Below are 21,055 nucleotides of genomic sequence, written 5' to 3' on the forward strand. Positions count from 1 at the left end.
AGGATATGAACATGGCAGTTCTGCTGTACTCCAACCGAACCAAAGATGCCAAGTTGACCGTGACCAAGCGTGTAGCTCGCCTGCTGCACGACATGGGTGTCGATCTTTTGGCCTTGCCCGACCTGAAGCCGGAGCTGGAAAAAAACAGGATCACGTTTCTGCCGCAGGAAGAAGCTTTTGCCCAGGCAGATCAGGTCCTCACTGTAGGCGGGGATGGCACCCTTCTGCAGGCGGCACCTTTTTGCCTGCAGGCCGGCAAGCCGGTACTGGGAGTCAATCTGGGCCGGACCGGCTTCCTGGCAACTTGCGAAGTAAGCGAGCTGCCGGAAAAGCTGGCACGTCTGGCCGCTGGAAACTTTTCGGTGGTATCGCGCTCATTTCTGAGTTCCAAAACAGCAGATGGGCAGTGGCAGAAAATTGCCATGAATGACATCGTGGTATTTGGTACATCCCGTTTGCATCCTTCCGATTTTACGGTGTACTGCGACGGAGTCGCTGTCAGCCGATTCCGTGGGGATGGCTTGATCGTAGCCACGCCAACAGGTTCCACCGCATATTCATTTTCTGCCGGCGGCCCGATTCTTGATGCGGAAGCCCCGGTCATGGTCCTTACCCCTATCTGTGCTCATGGTGTCCGCAATGCTCCCATCGTTTTTTCCTCCGGGCGCGTCTTGCGCATACTTGTGGAAGCACAAAATCGTTCAACCGCCACTGTATGTGCCGATAGTCAGGCACCATGCCTGCTTCCGCCGGGTTCCTCGGTGGAAATCCGTACGGCACCGCAAAAACTCGGTTTAATAGAATTCAACCGGGAAGAACAGTTCCGCGCCATAGAAACCAAGCTGATGAGGAGATGAGCCAACTATTATGAAAAGTGCACGCCATCAGGCTATTTTGCATCTGATTGAAAAATATCCCATTGACCGGCAGGAAGATCTCCTGGCACATTTGCGCCAAGAAGGTTTCGATGTGACACAAGCCACTGTGTCGCGGGATATCCGGGAGTTGAGGCTCATCAAGACCGCTTCCGGCGATGGTACCTATCGCTACATGGCCGCCACCGGGAACGGCAAAACAGCCCATTCTGCCAGCCGGTTTGAAACCATCTTCCGGGAATCGGTCATCGGTGTGGACTATGCCGGCCATATGGTTCTGGTCAAGTGCTTTTCCGGCATGGCCAACGCCGCCTGTGAAGTCTTTGATTCCCGCACCTGGGATAAGGTGGTGGGAACCCTTTCCGGGGATGATACCTTCTTTATTCTGATGCGTTCGGAAGAAGCCGCTGCCGATATCTGCCGTCAGCTTCAGCAGTACACCGCACACCGTACTTGAGCAAAAGGGGAGTGTCCACATATGCTGGCACAACTGAAAATCGAAAATGTGGCGGTCATTGAAAAAGCCGAAGTTCGCTTTACTCCCGGCCTCAATGTGCTGACAGGCGAGACTGGCGCCGGCAAATCCATCCTGATCGATTCCATTAACGCCATCCTGGGCAATCGTACTTCCCGGGAACTGGTGCGCAGCGGTGCTCAGAAAGCGGCCATCTGGGCAACCTTTGAACAGATTCCGGATTCGGTCCATAAACAGCTGGAAAAGTTCGGATACGAGGATGCGGACGATTTGCTTTTGTATCGTGAGATCAGTGCCGATGGCAAAGGCTCCTGCCGGGTCAACGGCATGCCGGCTACCGCCGCAGTGGTGCGCGATATTTCTGCGGGGCTTTTAAGCATCCATGGTCAGCATGACAGCCAGAGCCTGACCAACCCGGCCACTCATCTGGGATTACTGGATCAGTATGCCCACAACCAGGACCTGTTTGAGTCTTACTATACCCTGTACCGCAAACTGGTAGAAGTCAAGCGTCAGCTGGATTCCCTGCAGGCCGGGGAGGCCAGCAAGCAGCAGCGCATGGAACAGCTCAGCGCAGAAATTAAAGAGATCCGGGCCGCCAGCCTTTCCGTGGGAGAGGAAAAGTCTTTGGAGGAGCGCCGCACCATCATCACCCACTCTCAAAGCATTCTGGAAGGCCTGAGCGGTGCCCATGCGGCGCTCTCCGGAGATGATTCCGATGAGAGCGTGGGCGCGGCCGATCTTTTGGGGGAGGCCGTGGGAGGCCTGCAGCAAAGCGCCCGTCTGGATGAAAGTCTGGCGCCTTTGGCGGAGCGACTCAGTGAGTTGTATTATGGTGCTCGGGAGCTGGCCACCGACCTGGCAGACAAGCTGGATGCCTATGACTTTGATGCCGGGGAGCTGGACCAGATTGAAAGCCGTCTGGATACCATCTACCGGCTGAAAAAGCGCTACGGTCTGGAAGTGGAAGACCTGCTGGCACGGTGCGAGGCCGACGAGCAGGAGCTGGAGACCATCCAGACCTCCGACGAAAAAATTGCAGAGTATAAGGCTCAGACCCAAACTTTATATCGTCAGGCCAGGGAAGCCGCGGAAGCCCTGACCCAAAGCCGCCTGAAGGGGTTCACAGCCATGAATCGCCAGATGAAGCAGGCTTTGGAATTTTTGAATATGCCCGGTATCCGTTTTGCCCTACGCCATGCCAAGGGTCCGCTTTCTTCCCATGGGCAGGATCAGGTGGAATTTCTGATCTCCACCAACCCGGGGGAAGAGCCCAAACCCATGGCCAAGATTGCCTCGGGCGGCGAACTTTCCCGCATTATGCTTGCCTTTAAGAGTGCACTGGCGGACCGGGATGCACTGCCCACTGTCATCTACGATGAAATTGACACTGGTGTTTCCGGGCTGGCAGCGGGACGTATCGGTCAGCTTCTTCATCAGACCGCGGCCGGACATCAGGTATTGTGTATCACCCATACACCACAAGTTGCCGCTTTTGCGGATAACCAGCTGCTGATTCAGAAAAACGTGCGGGATGGCCGTACGTTTACCGAAATTCATACGCTGGATATGGATGGCCGAGTCCGTGTGCTGGCCAATATGATTTCCGGGGATAAGGTTTCGGAGCTGAGTCTGGCCAGTGCGCGGGAGTTGATTGAGCGCTCTCATTGAACACAGACTTGACTTTTGCTCCCGCTTGTGGTAGGGTAAATCTTGTTCAAATGTGTTGATGGGAACCAGTACCCGCCATGTACTGTGCCAGAGAAGCTTCGGTTGGTGCAAGAAGCTGACAGGACCGGCGGGGAATACATCCCGGAGCAGCAGGCTGAACCCACCACCAGTGGCAGTAGGCTGTGCCGTGTGCGCACGTTACAGCGTTTGGGGTGTCGTTCGGTCACACTTTGCCGTTCCGCACCCGCGAAGGCCCGCCGCCGTGAGGAGCGGGTGAACAGAGGTGGTACCGCGTATTTATCGCCCTCTGCCAAATTCACATTTGGCAGGGGCGTTTTTTATTTTGCGCTCTTGCCGCACAAAACAGGAGGTTTTTGATTCATGACCATCTATGAGGAACTGAAAGCTCGTGGCTTGATTGCGCAGGTCACGGATGAGGACGAGATCCGCGACCTCATCAACAACGGCAAGGCCACATTCTACATCGGCTTTGACTGCACTGCCGACAGTTTGACTGCCGGCCACTTCATGGCTCTGACCCTGATGAAGCGCCTGCAGATGGCGGGCAACAAGCCCATTGCCCTGATCGGCGGCGGCACCACCATGATCGGAGACCCCTCCGGCCGTACCGATATGCGGAAGATGCTGACCATGGAAGACATTGCCCACAACGCTGACTGCTTCAAGCGGCAGATGGAGCGCTTTATCGAATTCGGCGAAGGCAAGGCCCTGATGCTGAACAACGCCGAATGGCTGCTGAACCTGAATTACGTGGAACTGCTGCGTGAGGTTGGCGCCTGCTTCAGCGTGAACAACATGCTCCGTGCCGAGTGCTACAAGCAGCGCATGGAAAAGGGTCTGTCCTTCCTGGAATTCAACTACATGATCATGCAGAGCTACGACTTCTATCATCTGTTCCAGCACTACGGCTGCAACATGCAGTTCGGCGGTGATGATCAGTGGTCCAACATGCTGGGAGGCACCGAGCTCATCCGCCGCAAGCTGGGCAAGGACGCCTACGCCATGACTATTACGCTGCTGACTGACTCCCAGGGCAAGAAGATGGGTAAGACCGCCGGCAATGCCGTCTGGCTTGACCCGAACAAAACCAGCCCCTTCGAGTTCTACCAGTACTGGCGCAACGTGGGCGATGCCGACGTTCTCAAGTGCATCCGTATGCTTACCTTCCTGCCTTTGGAGCAGATCGACGAGATGGACCACTGGCAGGGTGAGCAGCTGAACAAAGCCAAGGAGATTCTGGCCTTTGAGCTGACCAAGATGGTGCATGGCGAAGAAGAGGCCACGAAGGCGCAGGAGACTGCCCGTGGTCTGTTCAGCGGTGCTGCAGACCAGGAGCACATGCCTTCCACCGTTCTGGACGCTGCCCTTGTCAAGGATGGAAAAGTGGGCCTGCTGGCTGCCATGGTGGCCGCCGGACTGTGCTCTTCCAACCGGGAGGCCCGTCAGCTGGTCCAGCAGGGAGGTGTCCTGCTGGATGGCGAGAAGGTCACTGACCCTGCCACAGCGCTGACAGCCGAGTCCCTGAAAAGCGGTGTTGTGATTAAGAAGGGTAAAAAAGTATATCATAAAGTGATGCTGTGACCAACCTGCGACGTACAGTCTATGCATGAGACCAAAGCCGTTCCGTAAATTTGCGGAACGGCTTTTTATCTAAAACAAGAAAAGGAGACGGTCACCGTGCCAAATGCCGACACTTTGTTCTTCTTCGATCAAAATCCTGCAGCTTTATCCCTGTTTGAAGCTTTTGAGAGCCGCTTGTTGCAGTCTGTAGGCCCATTCACCGTGCGGGTACAAAAGACACAGATCACTTATTCCAACCGCCATGTGTTCGCCTGCATTTCGTTTCTCAAAGTCCGCAAGGCCAGTCAGCGCCCACCTGTCTATATTGTTGTGACCTTTGGGCTGGCTCATAAGTTGGATTCGTCCCGCATTGAGGCTGCTGTTGAAGCCTATCCGGGACGCTGGACACATCACCTTATGATTACCCGACCGGAAGACATTGATGAAGAGCTGATGTCCTGGATAAAGGAAGCGTATCATTTTGCTGCGCAGAAATAGCAGAGCCCGCTTTATGGTACCGCACATCCCGTGCCCCTTGCTCCCTTTCTCATTTTGGGCTATAATAAACGGGATATAATAGGGGAGGGCAAAGCATGCCGAAAGACAAACTGAAAACCATTTATGTCTGCACCCAATGCGGAGAAACCAGTCCGCGATGGTTAGGACGCTGCCCTTCCTGCGGGGCCTGGAATACCATGACCGAGGATGTGGTGGCCGAGCCGGCCAAAACCGCTTCCGGAAAAACTGCCGCAGTGCGTACACCCGGTCAGACGAGCCTGACGCCTCTTAAACTGAGCGGCGTCAGCACCACCGAGGAAAAAAGCCGCATCGTCACCGGCATCGGTGAACTGGACCGGGTGCTCGGCGGCGGTATTGTCATCGGCAGTGTAACCCTCATTGGCGGCGAACCAGGGATCGGCAAATCCACCATTCTCCTGCAGCTCTGCGGAGAGGTATCCCGTACCCGTTCTGTACTGTATGTGACCGGCGAAGAATCGGTCCGTCAGATCAAACTGCGCGCGGTGCGGCTGAATGTTCCTCAGGACAATATTTCTCTGGTTGCAGAAAGCGATGTGGATGAAATCTGTGGGCTGATCGAACAGATGAAACCAGACCTGGTCGTTATCGACTCCATTCAGACCATGAGATGCACCGACATCGCTTCGTCCTCCGGCACTGTTTCTCAGGTGAAGGAGAGCACCGCCCGGTTTCTGAACGTAGCCAAGACGTATGAGATTCCCACCTTTATTGTGGGCCATGTGAACAAGGACGGTGCGATTGCCGGCCCCAAGGTCATGGAACATATTGTGGACACCGTCCTGTATTTTGAGGGGGACAAAACCCTGCCATACCGCGTTCTGCGTGCCGTCAAGAATCGCTACGGTTCCACCAACGAGATCGGCATGTTTGACATGACCGGCCGTGGACTGGAACAAATTGAAAACCCGTCTCAGGTCATGCTGGAAGGGCGTCCGTTGGGAATCAGTGGCACCTGCGTTGCCTGTGTCATGGAAGGGACCCGCCCTGTATTGGGCGAACTGCAGGCTCTTGTAACCAAGACATCTTTTCCCAGTCCTCGGCGTACCGCCAGTGGTTTTGACTACAATCGCATGTATCTTTTGCTGGCTGTGCTGGAAAAGCGCACCGGCCATTTCTTCGGGAATCAGGATGTATATCTCAATGTGGTAGGCGGCCTTCGGTTGGATGAAACAGCCTGTGATCTGCCGGCCTGTTTGGCGATGGTGTCTAGCTTGCTGGATTTGCCCATTGCGGAAAAGACCCTTGCCATCGGGGAAGTTGGCCTGGGTGGGGAAGTCCGCAGCGTGCCACATCTGGAAACTCGCTTGCGGGAAGCGCAGCGGGTTGGATTTGATACCGCCATCATTCCCAAACACAACCTGAAAATGCTGGACCAGCGTGAATTCCCCGGGCTTCATCTGATTGGAGTTTCATACCTGCGAGAGGCCGTAAATGCCATCAAACTGAAAGACTGAAAATGACGGACCGTATTTATATAAATAAAAAGGAGACTAGCATGAAAAAAAGCAATCAGCCCGCCGCGCCCAAGCAGCCCGCCGGACATATCCTGAACCCGGTGACCAAACAGCCGGTATCCAATCCTGAACTGAATGCTGCGGCCAAAAAGCTGCGTCAGGAAAACAATCCCCAGAATCTCAATGCCGTCATCAACCAGCTGACCCGGGCTATCTTTCTTGCTCCGGCCAAAGTGGAGATTAATGGAGATATTCCCAAACCTGACGCCAATGGCCGTGTTCAGCTGCCGAAGGATACCCGTGTTACGTTTTCTCTCCTGAAGGCAACGGATGGCCGCTCTTTCTTTCCTGCTTTTACCAACGAGGAAGAACTGCGCAAATGGCATCAGAATGGAGCCACCCAGGTCATGGCACTGCGCTTTGATGACTATGCCCGGATGCTGCAGCAGAACGATAAGGTAGCCGGATTTGTTGTGGATCCTTTTGGGGATAATCTGCGGTTCGAGTCCAAGATGGTTGCCTCCATCAAGCAGCAGCATGACGCGGCTGTGGAACGCGTCAAAGCCGGTCTGCGTCCTGCACAGGTAAAGCCGGGAGACAAGATCACCATCGTCGAGCCTACTGTCTACCCGGATGCATTGCTGGATCCTTTGTGTGAACTGTTTGCACAGCAACCCGGCGTTGCGGCAGCCTATCTGCAGATGATGCTTGTCAACGATACAGACCGGTATTATCTGCTTGTTCTTGATGCCGGAAAGGATGACAAGCTTTTTGCCGCTATCGCCAATACGGCACGTCCCTTTATGTCTTCTCCCGAAAACATCGCCAAAAAGATCAATCTGAATATCACCACCTCCGAAACCCCGCTTGGCCAGCAGGGAATGCGTGACAGTGAGCCTTTCTATGTTCGCGGCAAGGGACGGATCAATCTGGACGAGGAGGACGACTGAGATGGCCAAACGTCTGCTGGACTGTACAGCCAGTGATCTGGTTTCTTTTGGAAAAAAAGAGCTGCTGGAATCCATGGCCGGATGTGAAGGACGTGTTATGGTCAGCGAGACAATCGGGATCACGCAGCCGTTGCTGAATGACGTAACCAACGCCGAATACGCTGCCGCTTTGGGAGCCGATGTGCTGTTGCTGAACATGTTTGATGTTCAAAAACCAGTGATCCAGGCGCTGCCAAAAGTTTTGCCGGAAAACACCATTCGAGAATTGAAACGCCTGACAGGCCGCGTCATCGGCATCAATTTGGAGCCGGTAGATCCGCGGTTGGCCGCTTCCAACGACGGGACACTATGGCAAATGTCAGACGGACGGCTTGCTACAGCTGAAAACGCCGTCAGAGCCGCTGACATGGGTGTGGATATGATTTTGTTGACCGGCAATCCCGGCAATGGCGTTGCCAATGCGGCCATTGTGGATGCCCTGCGCAAAATAAAAGCTGCAGCAGGGGATAGAGTGATTCTGGCCGCAGGGAAAATGCATGGTGCAGGCGTTCTTTCTCAAAGCGGCGCATCTGTCATGACCCAGGACGATGCCAAGGAATTTATTGATGCCGGAGCTGATATTGTGTTGGTTCCCGCTCCCGGCACCGTACCGGGAATCACCGTGGAAGCCGTCCATGATCTGGCCGGATATGTGCACAAAAGGGGTGCACTGTTGATGACAGCTATCGGAACCTCCCAGGAGGGAGCCGATCCCGGTACCATACGGCAGATTGCTCTTTGGTGCAAAATGGCCGGTGCCGACCTGCACCATATTGGTGACACCGGTGTACCCGGGATGGCATTACCACAAAATATCCTGGCGTATTCCATCGCCATCCGTGGAGAACGCCATACGTATCACCGCATGGCTTTATCCATCAACCGATAAACTAAACAAAAAGTGCCCGGACCACCTTGGCTTTGATCGTCGTGGTCCGGGCACAACATGTTTTTGGATGTGTTTTTGGTATCCTTGGTACAACTTACTTTTGACAGGCGGGGAAAAGTGTGGTATAGTAAAAGCGCAACCTAGCATTTCGCTAAATGTAAGTTTAGCGAAATATGGGGGAGTGGTTTTTATCTTTTCCGCCTTTGCAGCTGCCGGTCTGTAAGTCATTTTCCTTGCATCCGGCTTTAACCATACCTATACGTAAGAGAGGTATTTTTCCCATGAGCACTTACATTGATGTCGCACATCCTGAACGCCATGCACCTTATCTGGATATCCCTGATACTGTGATCGAATATCTTCATTATCTCGACTTCGTCAAGCTGCGTTCACCGCGTACAGTCAACGGCTATTATCTCGATCTGCGAGGATTCTTTCGGTATATGATGGTCATATGGTCCCTGTGCAGCCAGCAAACGCTGGAAACGGATCCCACCAAGATTGATCTGACCCACATCACCATCGAACAAATCAGAAAAGTTCAGAAACGGGACATTCTGAACTATCTGGATTATACGCGCACCAATGAAAATGGTCCCAAGGCCCGTGCCCGCAAGCTTTCGGCTCTGCGCGGATTCTTTGGATATTTGTGTAATCAGGTGAATCTCATCCATGATGATCCTACTGCCAACATCAGTCTTGGTACGCCCAAAAAAGCTTTGCCCAAGTATCTTTCTGCAGAAGAAAGCATCGAATTGTTAAATAATATACAAAGCGACTTTTATGAGCGAGACTTCTGCATCCTTACTTTGTTCCTCAACTGCGGTATGCGTCTGGCAGAATTGATCACCATCAATCTGAGCGATTTCAAGGATGGAACCATCCGGATCACCGGCAAAGGCGGTAAAGAGCGATTGGTATATCTGAACACTGCTTGCCAGGATGCTCTGGCTCACTATCTTCCAGCACGGGCAGCTTTACCCCATCTGACAGATTCCAACGCTCTTTTTGTATCCAAGCGAACCGGCAAACGCCTGACTGCACGCCGGGTACAGCAGATTGTGGAACGGTGCCTGCAAAGTGCCGGTTTGTCCGGCCGCGGATATTCTCCGCATAAGCTGCGGCATACCGCCGCCACACTCATGTATCAGGGCGGCGTTGACATGCTGGCATTGAAAGAAATCCTGGGGCACGAAAATGTCTCTACCACACAGATCTATACGCATATCAATCAGCAGCAGCTTAGGGATGCCGTCGCGGCTTCTCCCCTCTCCTCTCACAAATTCAAACCTCAGCAGGAAAATGTATCAGATAAGGACGCCGGCGAAGAGAACTCCTGATGCCGCACCCAGCATGCAGAATCCGGCACACAACGCAACTGCCGTAAAAAATCTGATCAGGAGTTTACGCAGCTGTGCTGTTAGCCGCAGCTGAGAACTTCCTGTCAGTCCGCGCAGTATTCCAGATGCGCATAGGTGCGCCTGCATTGCCAGCCACAGCATGACCAAAAAAACACTCAAATCCGGCAGACAGGTTAACAGCCAGTGGATTACCAGGGCCCTTGTGCCTCCTTGCATAAAAACGCTGGATGCACAGAGCCCCCACACCGCGCCACGGGCAGCAAAGTACAGGCAGAGAAATCCGCTCCCCAATGCACTGAATCCACAAGCCAGAACAAGAACAGCCTGCAAAAAGGCGCTGCCGAATTCATTCCAAAACAGCGGCGTGAAAAGAGAGAAATTTTTTGCCTCCATATAATACGCAGCCAGCAGTTTTCCAAAATTCGATTCTTCCGACCTGCCTTTCAGGATTCCTACCATGTATCCGGCAAAAAACAAAAGACCAAAGAGCGCAGTTATTTTCCAGGTGGAATTCCCATCCCGCGGTCGGGTATGATCCGCTTTTCCATGACCCGCAATCGGACGTCCTTTTTTCCAAATATCCGCAACGGGAATCTGGGATATCCCCGGTACGGTTGTTCTGGCGGTGCGCATCAGCGTGCCCTCTCCGTATGACTGCCGCCCTTACGCAAGGCCCCCGCCGCACTGCCGGCCACAGCCCCCAGCATCAATACCGCCATCAGCGAAAGATTTCTGCCATCTGCTGTCGGCATCCGCGCCGACAGCAGTCCGGCGCCGATTGCACAAAGACAATAGAACACACCACAAGCCAGACCGGAAAGCAACCGAAAACGCTCCACACCGTGACTGAGGACCAGCCCCGAAACAAAGCTGCCGCACGCGGCTGCCACACATGCCGCGGGACCAATCCAGCTCAGCGGAAGATTTGTGTTGGCAAACGCCACAGACAATGCACAGAGCATCAGCGTCACCGTGCCGGCTCCGGCTAAAAAGCCGCGAATGACCGCCAGACACAACTCTCGCTGCGGGCTGCTGCCCCGCACAGTGGGACGAATTCGCCTGCGGCCGGGAGATCCTTTTTTGAGTTTGCTTTTATACATAGAAAAACGCCTCCTTGCACTAAACGGTATGCAAAGAGGCGTTCGCTTATGTGATCTTGTTTAGGTCGGATTACTTCTTGGCCGCATCCTTTTTGGGTTCGTCCTTGGTAGTACCCATATCCAGCTTCTCCACAGAAGAGATCGCAGAACGGCGGAACCGAATCTTAACACGGTCGCTGGTGGTCTCCAGAACAAAGGTGTCATCCTTAATGGCTGCCACACGGCCCACAACACCGCCGATGGTGGTCACTTCGTCACCGATTTCAATGGAGTTGCGCATGGCAGCATCCTTCTTGTCCTGACGCTTCTGGGGAACGTAAATGATCAGATACATGAACCCGATCACCAGAACCATGGGCAGGACCATGGTCAGAAGAATATTGCCGGTGCCGGCAGTCTGCTCCAAAAACTGAATCATATGCAATGGCTCCTTATACTGCTGAATTATTAAGACATAAGAAGATTATACCGAATTTAACACGGTTACGCAAGTGTTTTATCAAATTCTTGTATCGAGAAGTTTGACATATTTATCATGGAACTGCTGGAAGGTACCGGCATCCAGTTCTTCCCGGATGCGTTCCATCAGATGATTGTAGAAATACAGATTGTGCATCACGGCCAGACGCATTCCCAGCATCTCGTCCGCCTTCTGCAGATGACGAATATACGCGCGGCTGAAGTTGCGGCATACAGGGCAGTCACATTCCGGATCAATCGGGCTTTCGTCCCGCTCATATTTCAGATTCTTGATATTGATAATACCGTTCCAGGTGAACAGATGCCCGTGACGTGCATTACGGCTGGGCATGACACAGTCAAACAGGTCCACCCCACGATATACGGCCTCAATGATATTGCCCGGTGTTCCGACCCCCATCAGATAACGAATTTTATCCTTTGGAGCATAGGGTTCCACCGCAGAAATCACATCATACATGACCTCTGCCGGTTCACCCACTGCCAGACCTCCGATGGCATAACCGTCCAGGTCATACTCGGCAATCTGCTTCATGTGTTCCACTCGAAGGTCCTTGTATGTACATCCCTGGTTGATGCCAAACAGAAGCTGGTCCGGATTCACAGCTTTGCCTTCATGCTTCAGGCGTGCCATTTCCTTTTTGCAGCGCAGAAGCCACCGGGCCGTACGAGCGCAGCTAGCCGCCGCATAGTCATGTTCCGCGGGATTTTCCACACACTCGTCAAAGGCCATGGCGATGGTGGAACCCAGATTGGCCTGAATCTGCATGCTCTCCTCCGGCCCCATAAAAATCTTGTGGCCGTCCAGATGCGAATTGAAAGTTACGCCTTCCTCCGTGATGTGGCGCAGTTTCGCCAGACTGAAAACCTGAAATCCGCCGCTGTCCGTCAGAATAGGTCCGTCCCACCGGGTAAAGCGATGCAATCCCCCCATATCGGCAACCAACTGGTCACCCGGACGGAGATGCAGATGATACGTATTACACAGCATGACCTGCGCACGAATCTCCTTGAGGTCAAATGCAGACAGCCCGCCTTTGATGGCGCCTGCCGTGGCAACGTTCATGAATGCGGGGGTCTGGACGGTGCCGTGTACGGTCTTGAACTCACCGCGACGGGCCGCCCCTTCCTGACGGATCAGACGATATGGCATAGTTTTCTCCTTTACCTGCACCCGGAGAACAGCCGGGCGAAAAAACTGGCGGTGCCGAAACTTTTCCGACATCGCCGATAACATATTTATTATATCGTTGCCTTCACAGCTTTGTCAACCATAGATAGCGCATCATGCAAAAGCCCCGGAAGAGCGCATAACTCTCCCGGGGCTTCTATGTGATTATATCAGGATCTGCGCCGGATTACTTGAAGTAACGATCCAGCAGGCCCTGCATGCCGCGGCCGTGACGGGCCTCGTCCTTGGCCATTTCATGAACGGTATCATGGATGGCATCCAGGTTCAGCTCCTTAGCCTTCTTGGCCAGGTCCATCTTGCCGGCGCAGGCACCGCACTCAGCGTCAACACGCATCTGCAGGTTCTTCTGGGTGCTGTCGGTCAGCACTTCGCCCAGCAGTTCGGCAAACTTGGAAGCGTGCTCAGCCTCTTCGAAAGCATAACGCTTCCAGGCTTCGGCGATCTCGGGATAGCCTTCACGGTCAGCCACGCGGCTCATAGCCAGGTACATGCCGACTTCGCTGCACTCGCCATTGAAGTTTTCGCGCAGGCCCTGGATGATCTCTTCCGGAGCGTCCTTGGCGATACCGACAACATGCTCGGTAACGTAGGTGTTATCCTTCTTCTCGATGAACTTGGAAGCGGGAGCCTTGCAGACCGGGCAGAATTCCGGGATGGAGCCTTCCGCGATATAGCCGCACACAGTGCAAACATACTTAGCCATGTTTATTACCTCCGAATCATTGCTCGAATCATTTTTAAGACACAGTCTTGCGTCTTGCCTATATGATAGCATACAAAAAAATCAATGTCAATAGATACTCGTAAATTTTAAGACAAAATCTTAAAATATTATTTTATCTATACCTTTCCCTTCCTTGGGGTACAAACGCTTGAGTGCGGGAAACACTCCGCGTGCCACCCACCAGGTCAAACTTCCAACCGCCAACCCGACTGCCAGCAAAATCGGCGCATACCCCAACGCCATTGCGCTGCCGAGCACCGTCGCCGCCCCCAGCAATTGCCCTATATTATGCGCCAAGGCCCCGCAAACAGAAAAAATATATCCCGTCACCGGTGTGGGCAGGCTGAGCAGCAGGCACATAACAGCCCAGGAAAGCATTCCTCCGCACAGAGATAAAAGGCCCGCCGTTGCTCCCCTTACAAACAGAGAAAATCCTGCTTTCAGCAGCACCAGTGCCAGCGCCTGCCGTCGCTTCATAAATACCAGTGCATACATGACCACAATATTGGCCAAGCCCAGTTTCATGGCTGGCATTAACCCAAGAAGCGGCGTAATCACAGATTCAAAAAACGAAAGTGCCATGGCCAGGGCAAAGAGCATGCCCAGCCGCGCGATGGTCTTGACTTTTTGGCTTTGCATCGTAACAATCCTTATCTTCGATTCAAGGTTAGTGTACGGCGAAAGGGGGGCATTTGTCAACCCTGTTTGTAAGCCGTGCGATACAGCAAAATTTTACAAAGAGCAACGTTGTTTGTTCTTTTGCGCCCCTTGAAAAAACCCCGTGGATGGTGTATCCTATTAACGTATAACCGCGCCAAAGCGATATACTGTGCATGCGGGAATAAAACCGCGCTATCATGTGCCATACTACCCTTATAAATAGGGAGCATTACAAAAGGAGAACTACCATGAAAAAACTGATTGCTGTTCTGTGTGCCGCTGTGCTGATGACCAGTCTGCTGGCTGCCTGCACCGGCTCTTCTTCCAGCACCGCAGATACCACTTCTTCCTCTTCCGAGGCTGCAACGACCGAAACCGATTCTGCGGCACAGGAAAGCGGCGAAACTGCGGAAGCTGACACCGCCAAACTGGATTCCATCGTTTCCACCATTGAGGCTGTCAATGCGGTCCCCAATGCCCGCGCATTGGATGATTTTTCTCTGGAAAACGAGATTGGCCTGACCATGGACAATATTCTTGGCTTCAAGGGTGACGTTACCAATGATCAGGCTGACTGTGCTTTGGTTCTGGCCGTCCAGGCAAAGAGCGGCTGTGCCGATGCGGTTAAGGCCGAACTGGAAGCCTACAAGGAATCTGCCAGCAGCAACCTGTACGCAGAATTTGCTGACAAGGTAGCCAAGGCCCAGGACGCCCGTATTGTCGTGAACGGTGATTTTGTTGTCATTGTGATCGCCGCCATCAATGGTCCGGATTATGCCGACATCGACGCTGCCATTGACAGCGCGCTTGCCTGATCCGGGTGATCTGAAGCAATGAAAAACGGCAGGCCGCTGTTCCGTGCATGCCCGCTGTCTCTGCTCACGGCAGACAGCCTGTATGCATCCGGGGCTATGGCCTGCCGTACTTTTTTGGTTTTGGTTAAGGAAGAAGGAAGGAGGAAGCCCTCTTGTCATTCAACAGTGTGGTGTTCCTGTTTTGTTTTATGCCGTTGGCCCTGGGTCTGTATTACCTGGTGCCCGGACGCGCCAAAAATGCCGTCCTGCTTTTGGAAAGTATTCTCTTTTATTGCTGGACCGGCATTACCTGGTTACCTCTGATTGCAGTCCTTATCATTGTCAACTACATAGCCGGTCTTTTGATGCAGAATGCCAGCAAAGCGTCTGTACGTCGTGCCGTGCTGCTGCTTGCGGTGGTAATCAGTGCAGCCTCCATGGTATTTTTCAAGTACACCAATTTTTTGATTGACACGATCAACCAGATTTCCGGTGCCGGCCTGTCTTCTCTGACGTTTCTGGATGTGCTTCCCCTGGGAATCAGCTATTACTCCTTCAAGCTCATCAGCTATGTGGCGGATGTTTACACCCGTCAGGTCGAAGCCGAGCGAAACCCAATCACCTTTGCCACTTATGTGATCCTGTATCCGCAGCTGATTGTTGGTCCTATTGTTCGTTACCGTGATATGGCGCCGGCCTTACATAAGGTAAAAGGACGTTGCACAATCCGACAGGCAGAGGCCGGGGCTGTGATGTTCGTGTTCGGTCTGGCCAAAAAAGTGATTTTAGCCGATTCCATCGCCGCACTGTGGCAGGATATCATCTCTACCTCCGAGGGCATCGGCCTTGCCAATGCCTCTACCCCTCTGGTCTGGCTGGGGATCCTTGCCTACTCATTGCAGCTGTATTTTGACTTTGCCGGTTTCTCTGAGATGAGCAACGGTCTGAGCCTGATGATGGGATTCGAGTGCCCTGCCAACTTCAATCTGCCCTATATTTCCGCCAGCATTACCGAGTTCTGGCGCCGCTGGCACATTACCCTTTCCCAGTTTTTCCGGGATTATATTTACATTCCTCTGGGTGGGAATCGCCGCGGTCCCGGCCGTCAGATTCTGAACATGCTGGTTGTCTGGGCCTTGACCGGTCTTTGGCACGGCGCCAACTGGAACTTCATCTGCTGGGGTCTGTACTATTTCGTGCTCCTGGTCATTGAGAAGAACTTCCTGCTCAAATATCTCAAAAAAGGCCGCATCTGGCCACACATTTATACCCTGTTCTTTGTGGTACTTGGTTGGGGTATCTTTACAGCCAATGCCGCCGGCGCGCCGCTGGGTCTGCTTTTGAACAGGCTGTTTGTCCCTCAGGGCGGCATTTCGGCACTGTATTACCTTCGTAATTATGGCGTGCTGCTGGTGGTGTGCTGCTTGTGTTCCACACCGTTGCCTTCTTGGATTTGGGACAAGACCAAAAAGGTCCTGCCTCTTCGTCTTTTGATTTTTGCCGCTGTCGCCATTCTGTGCACCGCTTATGTGGTCGCCGCCACTGGCTCGACGGCCCTCTACGCTGATTTCTAAAGGAGGTGTGACCTGCTATGGCCCGCTATATTCATCGAAAAGCCGGACGTGAAACAGGTGCACGCCCCGGCGCTGTTCTGGCATTGTTTCTTTTCTTGCTTGTCGGTTTTTCAGTTCTGAACTTCTTCTGGCCAAAACGGGACATGTCTGATCTGGAAAATCGAAAGCTGGCACAGTTGCCGTCCTTCAGTATCAAAACCCTGCTGAATGGAGATTTTCTTCAGGATTTTTCCACCTACATGCAGGATCAGGTCGCCTTCCGCGATACATGGATTGATCTGGAAAGCGCCTTTAACAATCTTGCTTTCGGCAAAGTGGAAGAGAGCAACATCCTGTTGGGAAAAGACGGCTGGATGTTCACAAAGTTGTTTGACGTATCACCGGATACGCAGAAGCAGCTGAGCAAAAATCTGGATGCCGTAACCAATTTTGCTTCCCGCCATCCCGGTAAAGTTACGTTTCTTCTGGCCCCTTCGGCCAGCGTCATCTATCCAGAAAAGCTGCCTGTGGGTGCGCCCATGGTGGACGAAAATGCCATGCTGGATGATATTTTTTCCCAAGTATCCTCCAGCGCTGATGTGCTCGATCTGCGGGATGTGTTCACCCGGGAAAAGGATGAATACCTTTACTATAAAACCGATCACCACTGGACAACGCAAGGCGCCTATCTGGCATATCAGCAGTTCTGTCAACTGAAGGGATTGACTCCTTTTGATACTGCCGCCCGTGAATCTGTCAGTATCCCGGATTTCTACGGGACCCACTATTCCGCAGCCCGTCGATGGGATGTACAGCCGGATGTGATCACCTATTATCCGCTGGACAATCCTATGACTATCTATGATATCACCGGCGAAACCCAATACAGTGCGCGAAAGACCGAAACCATGGTCAATACCGAAAAATTCCAGACCCGGGATAAGTACGCCGCCTTCCTGGACGGCAACAATGGTTACTCTGTTATTGAAGGCAACGGAGAAGGCAGTATCCTGGTGGTCAAAGACAGCTACGCCAACTGCTTTGTGCCATTTTTAACAGAAAACTACGCCAAAATCGGCGTGGTCGATCTTCGCAATTTCTCCTATGGTCTGGACTCCACCATCGAGTCTGAAGGATACGACCAGGTTCTGATTCTCTATAACTTTCAGACTTTCATTGCAGACAACCGCGTGGTATATCTGGATCGTCCCACCACCCTGACTTCTGCTGAATGAAAATCACGGTTCCAAATGGATCATCAGGCTGGGCTGCGGAACCGGTTTCTGGCTTCCGCTTTGCGCCGCGACCCATATGCCGGTCCGAAACGGATCAAATTGGTCAGTATACAGGTTCCTTGTAAAATCAGCAAAAACTTGCTGCAGTTCATTACAGAGCAGCTGCTGCAGCTGGACCGGTTCCCGGCCTTCCCCGCTTATATCCCTTATTTCCGGATCAATAAGGGTCAGGCGCAATTCATTTTGGCCTACTTGATCAGCACAATGCTGAACATAAGTCTGCGTTTGCAGAGCAGCACTTTCCTGATCAAACAGGCATTCCAGTCTGTCGGACTGTTCGGACAGAACGGCTGCCAGCTGCGCTGCTATTGCTTCCTTGACCATTAAGGGTTCTTTATCTTTCTGCAGAAACGAAAAGCCATATTCCGTGCCCTTCCATACCGGCAGGGCACATTCATTTTTCTCGGAGAACACTGTCTGAAGGCCATTTTTCAGATCATAGCGCACTTGCGCCTTCTCCATTTCTTCATACAAATCACCGGCGTTCTTCACAAGTTGCTGTTCCGGCATCTCGTCCATCAGGAACAGGATCATCTGGGGGGCCGGCTTGGTTTTGTCATACAAAAGTCTGGCTGTGTCAACCACATTCTGCCAGTTATACTGGGTCGGGAAAGTCGCCAGATCCAGCAATCCATAAAATACCTGTCCTTCCAGACTGTTTTCGGCCTTTTCCAAAGCCTGTTCCGGGTTGTCTCCGTGGCCAGTTACCACCTTGTATGCCGGCTGCTGCCCTTCCGCATTTTGTGCGCTGTCAGCCAACAGCAGAAAAACCGCGCTCCGGGCTCCCTGCTGCTGAAAAAACGCAGCACGCACGATTTCTCTCTGTGAAAGCAGCGGAGCCGCCGTGCAGCCGCTCAAAAGCAAGCCTCCCGCAAGCATACCTGCTGTTAGGCAGGCTCTGATTTTTTTGCCAAAAGCCACTGCAAGCCACCTCCTGCCACAATCAGCACGACATATAACACCAATAAAATATTGCGTATATCCATCAGCACTTCCAAATCGGCTGACCGCCAAAGTGCACAAAGAAAAAGCATGAGAGCGAAGTAGACCGGAAAGCGATCCAGGCCCACAGCATTGTTTTCGCTTTTACAGGCATAGCCTCCCATCAGATGCACACCCGCATATAAATACAATGCCAGTTTGATGGTCACCACCATCATCCAAAGAATCAGCTGCAGCCATTCCAGACGATTGAAGATAGAAAACGAACCGCTTTGTGCAGCGGTATGCAGCGGATTTTCCTGAAAAGGGACATCGGCGCCAAAAAACAGTTCCAGCAAGAGATGTACTCCCACCGAAAACGCCACTCCCCCTCCCGCCAAGCGCAGCAAAGTATTTCTGCCAAACCTTGCGGAATCCGGCCAAAGAGCCGGAAGCAGAAACTCCGGATACAAAATAATCTGTGCTCTCAAGGTAATATTGGCCTGTTCCATAGATAACGGAACAAACTGTAAATTGGACAGGCGAAGCTGGGAAGCAATAGATGCCACCATAAAGACGCTGGCGACCAACAGTACAGCCAGCACCACATTGGCTGTCTGTGCGATGGAAGATACCCTGCGAAGATAGATAACCGGTACAACAATCATCAGACAAATCCCGAACATACTCATTCCATCCGGGTAAATCGATTCAAATAGGCGCCACAGACGCAGTATTTCAATGGCAGAGCTCAATGCCAGCAAACCAAGCAGCGTCCATCGGATCAGTGGGTTTTCCCCCACTCTGCGCCATCCCCAGGCAAATGCCATTGAGACTGCCGCCAACGCGGCAACACTGACAGGCAGGAGCAATATTCCGGGCCGTACCCAGTATCCTACCTGCGAAGACAACAATATATTGCCGAATAACCCCAGCAGCAATGCTGAAAACAGGTTGGGAGCCTCTCTTTTCATAATCTCCCCTCCCCTTTGGAACGGGCCAACGATGTCCAGATTGTGCGCACAAATCCATCCCGGACGGTAGCCTTGCACGGCGGCATCAGCGGATAGAGATAGTCATAGCCAAACGGATCGCTTCCGCAGGCCATGGCCAAAATCAGCAACGCGCTGCAGGCAAATCCGGGAACCCCAAAAATTCCCGTGAGCAGGATCACCGCAAAACGAAACAAAATACTTTGCTCATACAGAGACGGCACCGCCAATGTGGCCACCGTAGCAGCAGCCGCCATCGTCAGGACCGGAATGCTGACAATGCCTGCGCTGACCGCCGTTTCACCAATGATCAGCGCCCCCACCAGGCTGACTGTATGGGATATCGCTTTGGGCGCGCGCAGTCCGGCTTCCCTCACAATTTCCAGCAACAGCGTTACGGCCAGCATTTCCAGCATAGGAGATAAGGGCGTTTGTGCTTCTGCCTGTGCCAATGTGGCCAACAGCCTGACGGGAATGATCTCGGGCGCATAGGTAAGTGCCATTACATACAAGCCCGGACCAAACACCGACAGCAAAAACGCAATATACTTCAACAACCGGATCATGCCGGCAAAAACAGCACCGGAAGAATAATCATCCAGAGATTCAAAGTGTTCACTGAAAAAACTTGGAACAATCATGGCAAACGGGCTGCCGGAAACCAGAACCGCCACTTTTCCTTCGCAGATCCGGGCACAGGCGGTTGCAGGACGTTCGGTATATGCCGCGGCGGGAAACAAATTCAGTTTATCCTGTTTAATGAATGAGGCAAAATAAGAAGAATCCAGAAGAACCGGCAGTTCCACTTGCTCCAATCGGCGGCGCAGCGCCCGCACAGTGTCTGCCGGAGCGCGTTGTTTATCATAGCACAAACAATATTCCGTTTTTGCATGCGTGTGGGCAATATGAAGTTCCGCCACAAAGGTGTCGGTTCTAAATTGCCGCCGCAGCAGGGATACATTATTGCGCAGAAGTTCTGTAAATGCTTCCTGAGGGCCGTGCATATTCCCCTCGCCCCCCGGATTCGATACCGACCGCTGCGGCATCTCCTGGGTGGAGAGGGCGACAGCACAGGGGCACCCATCAATCAGAAGCACCGCCAGTCCATTGGCCAACCGTTCCACCAACGCGGTTTTTGTGGTGACGGGTGTACTTTCAGTTGGAATTCGACTCTGTGTCAGAAGATATCGGCATAATTGGGCACCATGACGGAAAGTCTTTTTCTCCTGCTCCAAAATAGACAATGCCATGACCGTCAGTTTTTCCGGGGAGGATAGCCCGGTAAAAAGCGTGATGCAGCAAGATACGCATCCCATCTTCAGATCCTTGCTGTAATAATCCAGAGAGTTTCCAAAGCGGGTCTGCAGAAACGCTTTGTTGCTCTGCAGGTCCCAGGCCAGTTTATCTTCCCCTTGTTGCGGCATTATGATACTCCCCCTTCCTGTTTTCAGTCTGCCCATCGAAAGAGAAAATATCAGTCTACCACAAAAGGAAAAGGCCCACCTTCAA

General features: G+C 52.8%; 21 protein-coding genes and 1 other annotated feature. Of the genes, 12 read left to right on the plus strand and 9 right to left on the minus strand.

The window, feature by feature from the left end:
* Positions 1-11 precede the first annotated feature (11 nt).
* From Q0K17_RS03110 to Q0K17_RS03150, 9 genes are all read left to right on the plus strand, one after another.
* On the plus strand, positions 12-857 hold the full coding sequence (locus Q0K17_RS03110; RefSeq protein ID WP_294539875.1) for an NAD(+)/NADH kinase: 846 nt from the start codon (positions 12-14) through the stop codon (positions 855-857).
* A gap of 10 nt (positions 858-867) precedes the next feature.
* Entirely contained in the window at positions 868-1,332 is a 465-nt protein-coding gene (locus Q0K17_RS03115; RefSeq protein WP_294539877.1) for an arginine repressor, read from the plus strand.
* Positions 1,333-1,353: 21 nt separating this feature from the next.
* Positions 1,354-3,021, plus strand: a complete 1,668-nt coding sequence (recN, locus tag Q0K17_RS03120; protein WP_294539879.1) for a DNA repair protein RecN — start codon at positions 1,354-1,356, stop codon at positions 3,019-3,021.
* Positions 3,022-3,067: 46 nt separating this feature from the next.
* Positions 3,068-3,332, plus strand: a binding site (T-box leader).
* Between the two features lie 70 nt (positions 3,333-3,402).
* On the plus strand, positions 3,403-4,623 hold the full coding sequence (gene tyrS, locus Q0K17_RS03125) for a tyrosine--tRNA ligase (RefSeq protein ID WP_294539881.1): 1,221 nt from the start codon (positions 3,403-3,405) through the stop codon (positions 4,621-4,623).
* Between the two features lie 96 nt (positions 4,624-4,719).
* Entirely contained in the window at positions 4,720-5,100 is a 381-nt protein-coding gene (locus Q0K17_RS03130) for a DUF5655 domain-containing protein (RefSeq protein ID WP_294539883.1), read from the plus strand.
* Positions 5,101-5,195: 95 nt separating this feature from the next.
* The gene (radA, locus tag Q0K17_RS03135; protein ID WP_294539885.1) at positions 5,196-6,596 is read left to right on the plus strand and encodes a DNA repair protein RadA; all 1,401 of its coding nucleotides are present in this window, start codon (positions 5,196-5,198) and stop codon (positions 6,594-6,596) included.
* A 41-nt stretch (positions 6,597-6,637) separates the two neighbouring features.
* Entirely contained in the window at positions 6,638-7,546 is a 909-nt protein-coding gene (locus tag Q0K17_RS03140) for an enhanced serine sensitivity protein SseB (protein WP_294539886.1), read from the plus strand.
* Between the two features lies 1 nt (position 7,547).
* Positions 7,548-8,474 (plus strand): haloacid dehalogenase-like hydrolase, encoded by a 927-nt coding sequence (locus Q0K17_RS03145; protein WP_294539887.1) that lies wholly within the window; start codon positions 7,548-7,550, stop codon positions 8,472-8,474.
* Positions 8,475-8,755: 281 nt separating this feature from the next.
* Positions 8,756-9,814, plus strand: coding sequence for a tyrosine recombinase XerC (locus tag Q0K17_RS03150; protein ID WP_294539888.1), 1,059 nt, complete (start codon positions 8,756-8,758; stop codon positions 9,812-9,814).
* Here the strand turns inward: Q0K17_RS03150 and Q0K17_RS03155 are convergent.
* From Q0K17_RS03155 to Q0K17_RS03180, 6 genes are all read right to left on the minus strand, one after another.
* Entirely contained in the window at positions 9,782-10,468 is a 687-nt protein-coding gene (locus Q0K17_RS03155; protein ID WP_294539889.1) for a hypothetical protein, read from the minus strand. The two genes, Q0K17_RS03150 and Q0K17_RS03155, sit on opposite strands and share 33 nt — an antisense overlap.
* On the minus strand, positions 10,468-10,935 hold the full coding sequence (locus tag Q0K17_RS03160) for a TIGR04086 family membrane protein (RefSeq protein ID WP_294539890.1): 468 nt from the start codon (positions 10,933-10,935) through the stop codon (positions 10,468-10,470). The genes Q0K17_RS03155 and Q0K17_RS03160 overlap by 1 nt, the downstream gene beginning before the upstream one ends.
* 70 nt (positions 10,936-11,005) lie before the next feature.
* Positions 11,006-11,353, minus strand: coding sequence for a preprotein translocase subunit YajC (gene yajC / locus Q0K17_RS03165; protein ID WP_294539891.1), 348 nt, complete (start codon positions 11,351-11,353; stop codon positions 11,006-11,008).
* An 81-nt stretch (positions 11,354-11,434) separates the two neighbouring features.
* Entirely contained in the window at positions 11,435-12,568 is a 1,134-nt protein-coding gene (gene tgt / locus Q0K17_RS03170) for a tRNA guanosine(34) transglycosylase Tgt (protein WP_294539892.1), read from the minus strand.
* 205 nt (positions 12,569-12,773) lie between these two features.
* Positions 12,774-13,310, minus strand: a complete 537-nt coding sequence (locus Q0K17_RS03175) for an NADH peroxidase (protein WP_204647878.1) — start codon at positions 13,308-13,310, stop codon at positions 12,774-12,776.
* 120 nt (positions 13,311-13,430) lie between these two features.
* The gene (locus tag Q0K17_RS03180; protein ID WP_294539893.1) at positions 13,431-13,931 is read right to left on the minus strand and encodes a Gx transporter family protein; all 501 of its coding nucleotides are present in this window, start codon (positions 13,929-13,931) and stop codon (positions 13,431-13,433) included.
* 308 nt (positions 13,932-14,239) lie between these two features.
* On the opposite strand from Q0K17_RS03180, the gene Q0K17_RS03185 reads away from it, so the two are divergent.
* The 3 genes from Q0K17_RS03185 to Q0K17_RS03195 all read left to right on the plus strand — a co-directional run bounded on the left by Q0K17_RS03185 (position 14,240) and on the right by Q0K17_RS03195 (position 17,573).
* Positions 14,240-14,806 (plus strand): DUF4358 domain-containing protein, encoded by a 567-nt coding sequence (locus tag Q0K17_RS03185; RefSeq protein ID WP_294539894.1) that lies wholly within the window; start codon positions 14,240-14,242, stop codon positions 14,804-14,806.
* 152 nt (positions 14,807-14,958) lie between these two features.
* The gene (locus Q0K17_RS03190; protein ID WP_294539895.1) at positions 14,959-16,359 is read left to right on the plus strand and encodes an MBOAT family O-acyltransferase; all 1,401 of its coding nucleotides are present in this window, start codon (positions 14,959-14,961) and stop codon (positions 16,357-16,359) included.
* 17 nt (positions 16,360-16,376) lie between these two features.
* Positions 16,377-17,573: a DHHW family protein gene (locus Q0K17_RS03195; protein ID WP_294539896.1), complete on the plus strand. Its 1,197-nt coding sequence runs from the start codon at positions 16,377-16,379 to the stop codon at positions 17,571-17,573.
* Positions 17,574-17,576: 3 nt separating this feature from the next.
* Here Q0K17_RS03195 and Q0K17_RS03200 read toward each other — a convergent pair whose 3' ends face one another.
* Genes Q0K17_RS03200 through Q0K17_RS03210 form a run of 3 tightly spaced genes read right to left on the minus strand, consistent with a single transcriptional unit; the run spans position 17,577 to position 20,970 of the window.
* Complete coding sequence (locus Q0K17_RS03200; RefSeq protein WP_294539897.1) at positions 17,577-18,554, minus strand: hypothetical protein; 978 nt, start codon at positions 18,552-18,554, stop codon at positions 17,577-17,579.
* A complete protein-coding gene (locus Q0K17_RS03205; RefSeq protein ID WP_294539898.1) occupies positions 18,521-19,528 on the minus strand; it encodes a hypothetical protein in 1,008 nt (335 codons plus the stop codon). The genes Q0K17_RS03200 and Q0K17_RS03205 overlap by 34 nt, the downstream gene beginning before the upstream one ends.
* On the minus strand, positions 19,525-20,970 hold the full coding sequence (locus Q0K17_RS03210) for a spore germination protein (protein WP_294539899.1): 1,446 nt from the start codon (positions 20,968-20,970) through the stop codon (positions 19,525-19,527). The genes Q0K17_RS03205 and Q0K17_RS03210 overlap by 4 nt, the downstream gene beginning before the upstream one ends.
* Positions 20,971-21,055 lie beyond the last annotated feature (85 nt).

This window comes from uncultured Gemmiger sp. (assembly GCA_944388105.1).
In the GTDB taxonomy this organism is placed as follows: domain Bacteria; phylum Bacillota; class Clostridia; order Oscillospirales; family Ruminococcaceae; genus Gemmiger.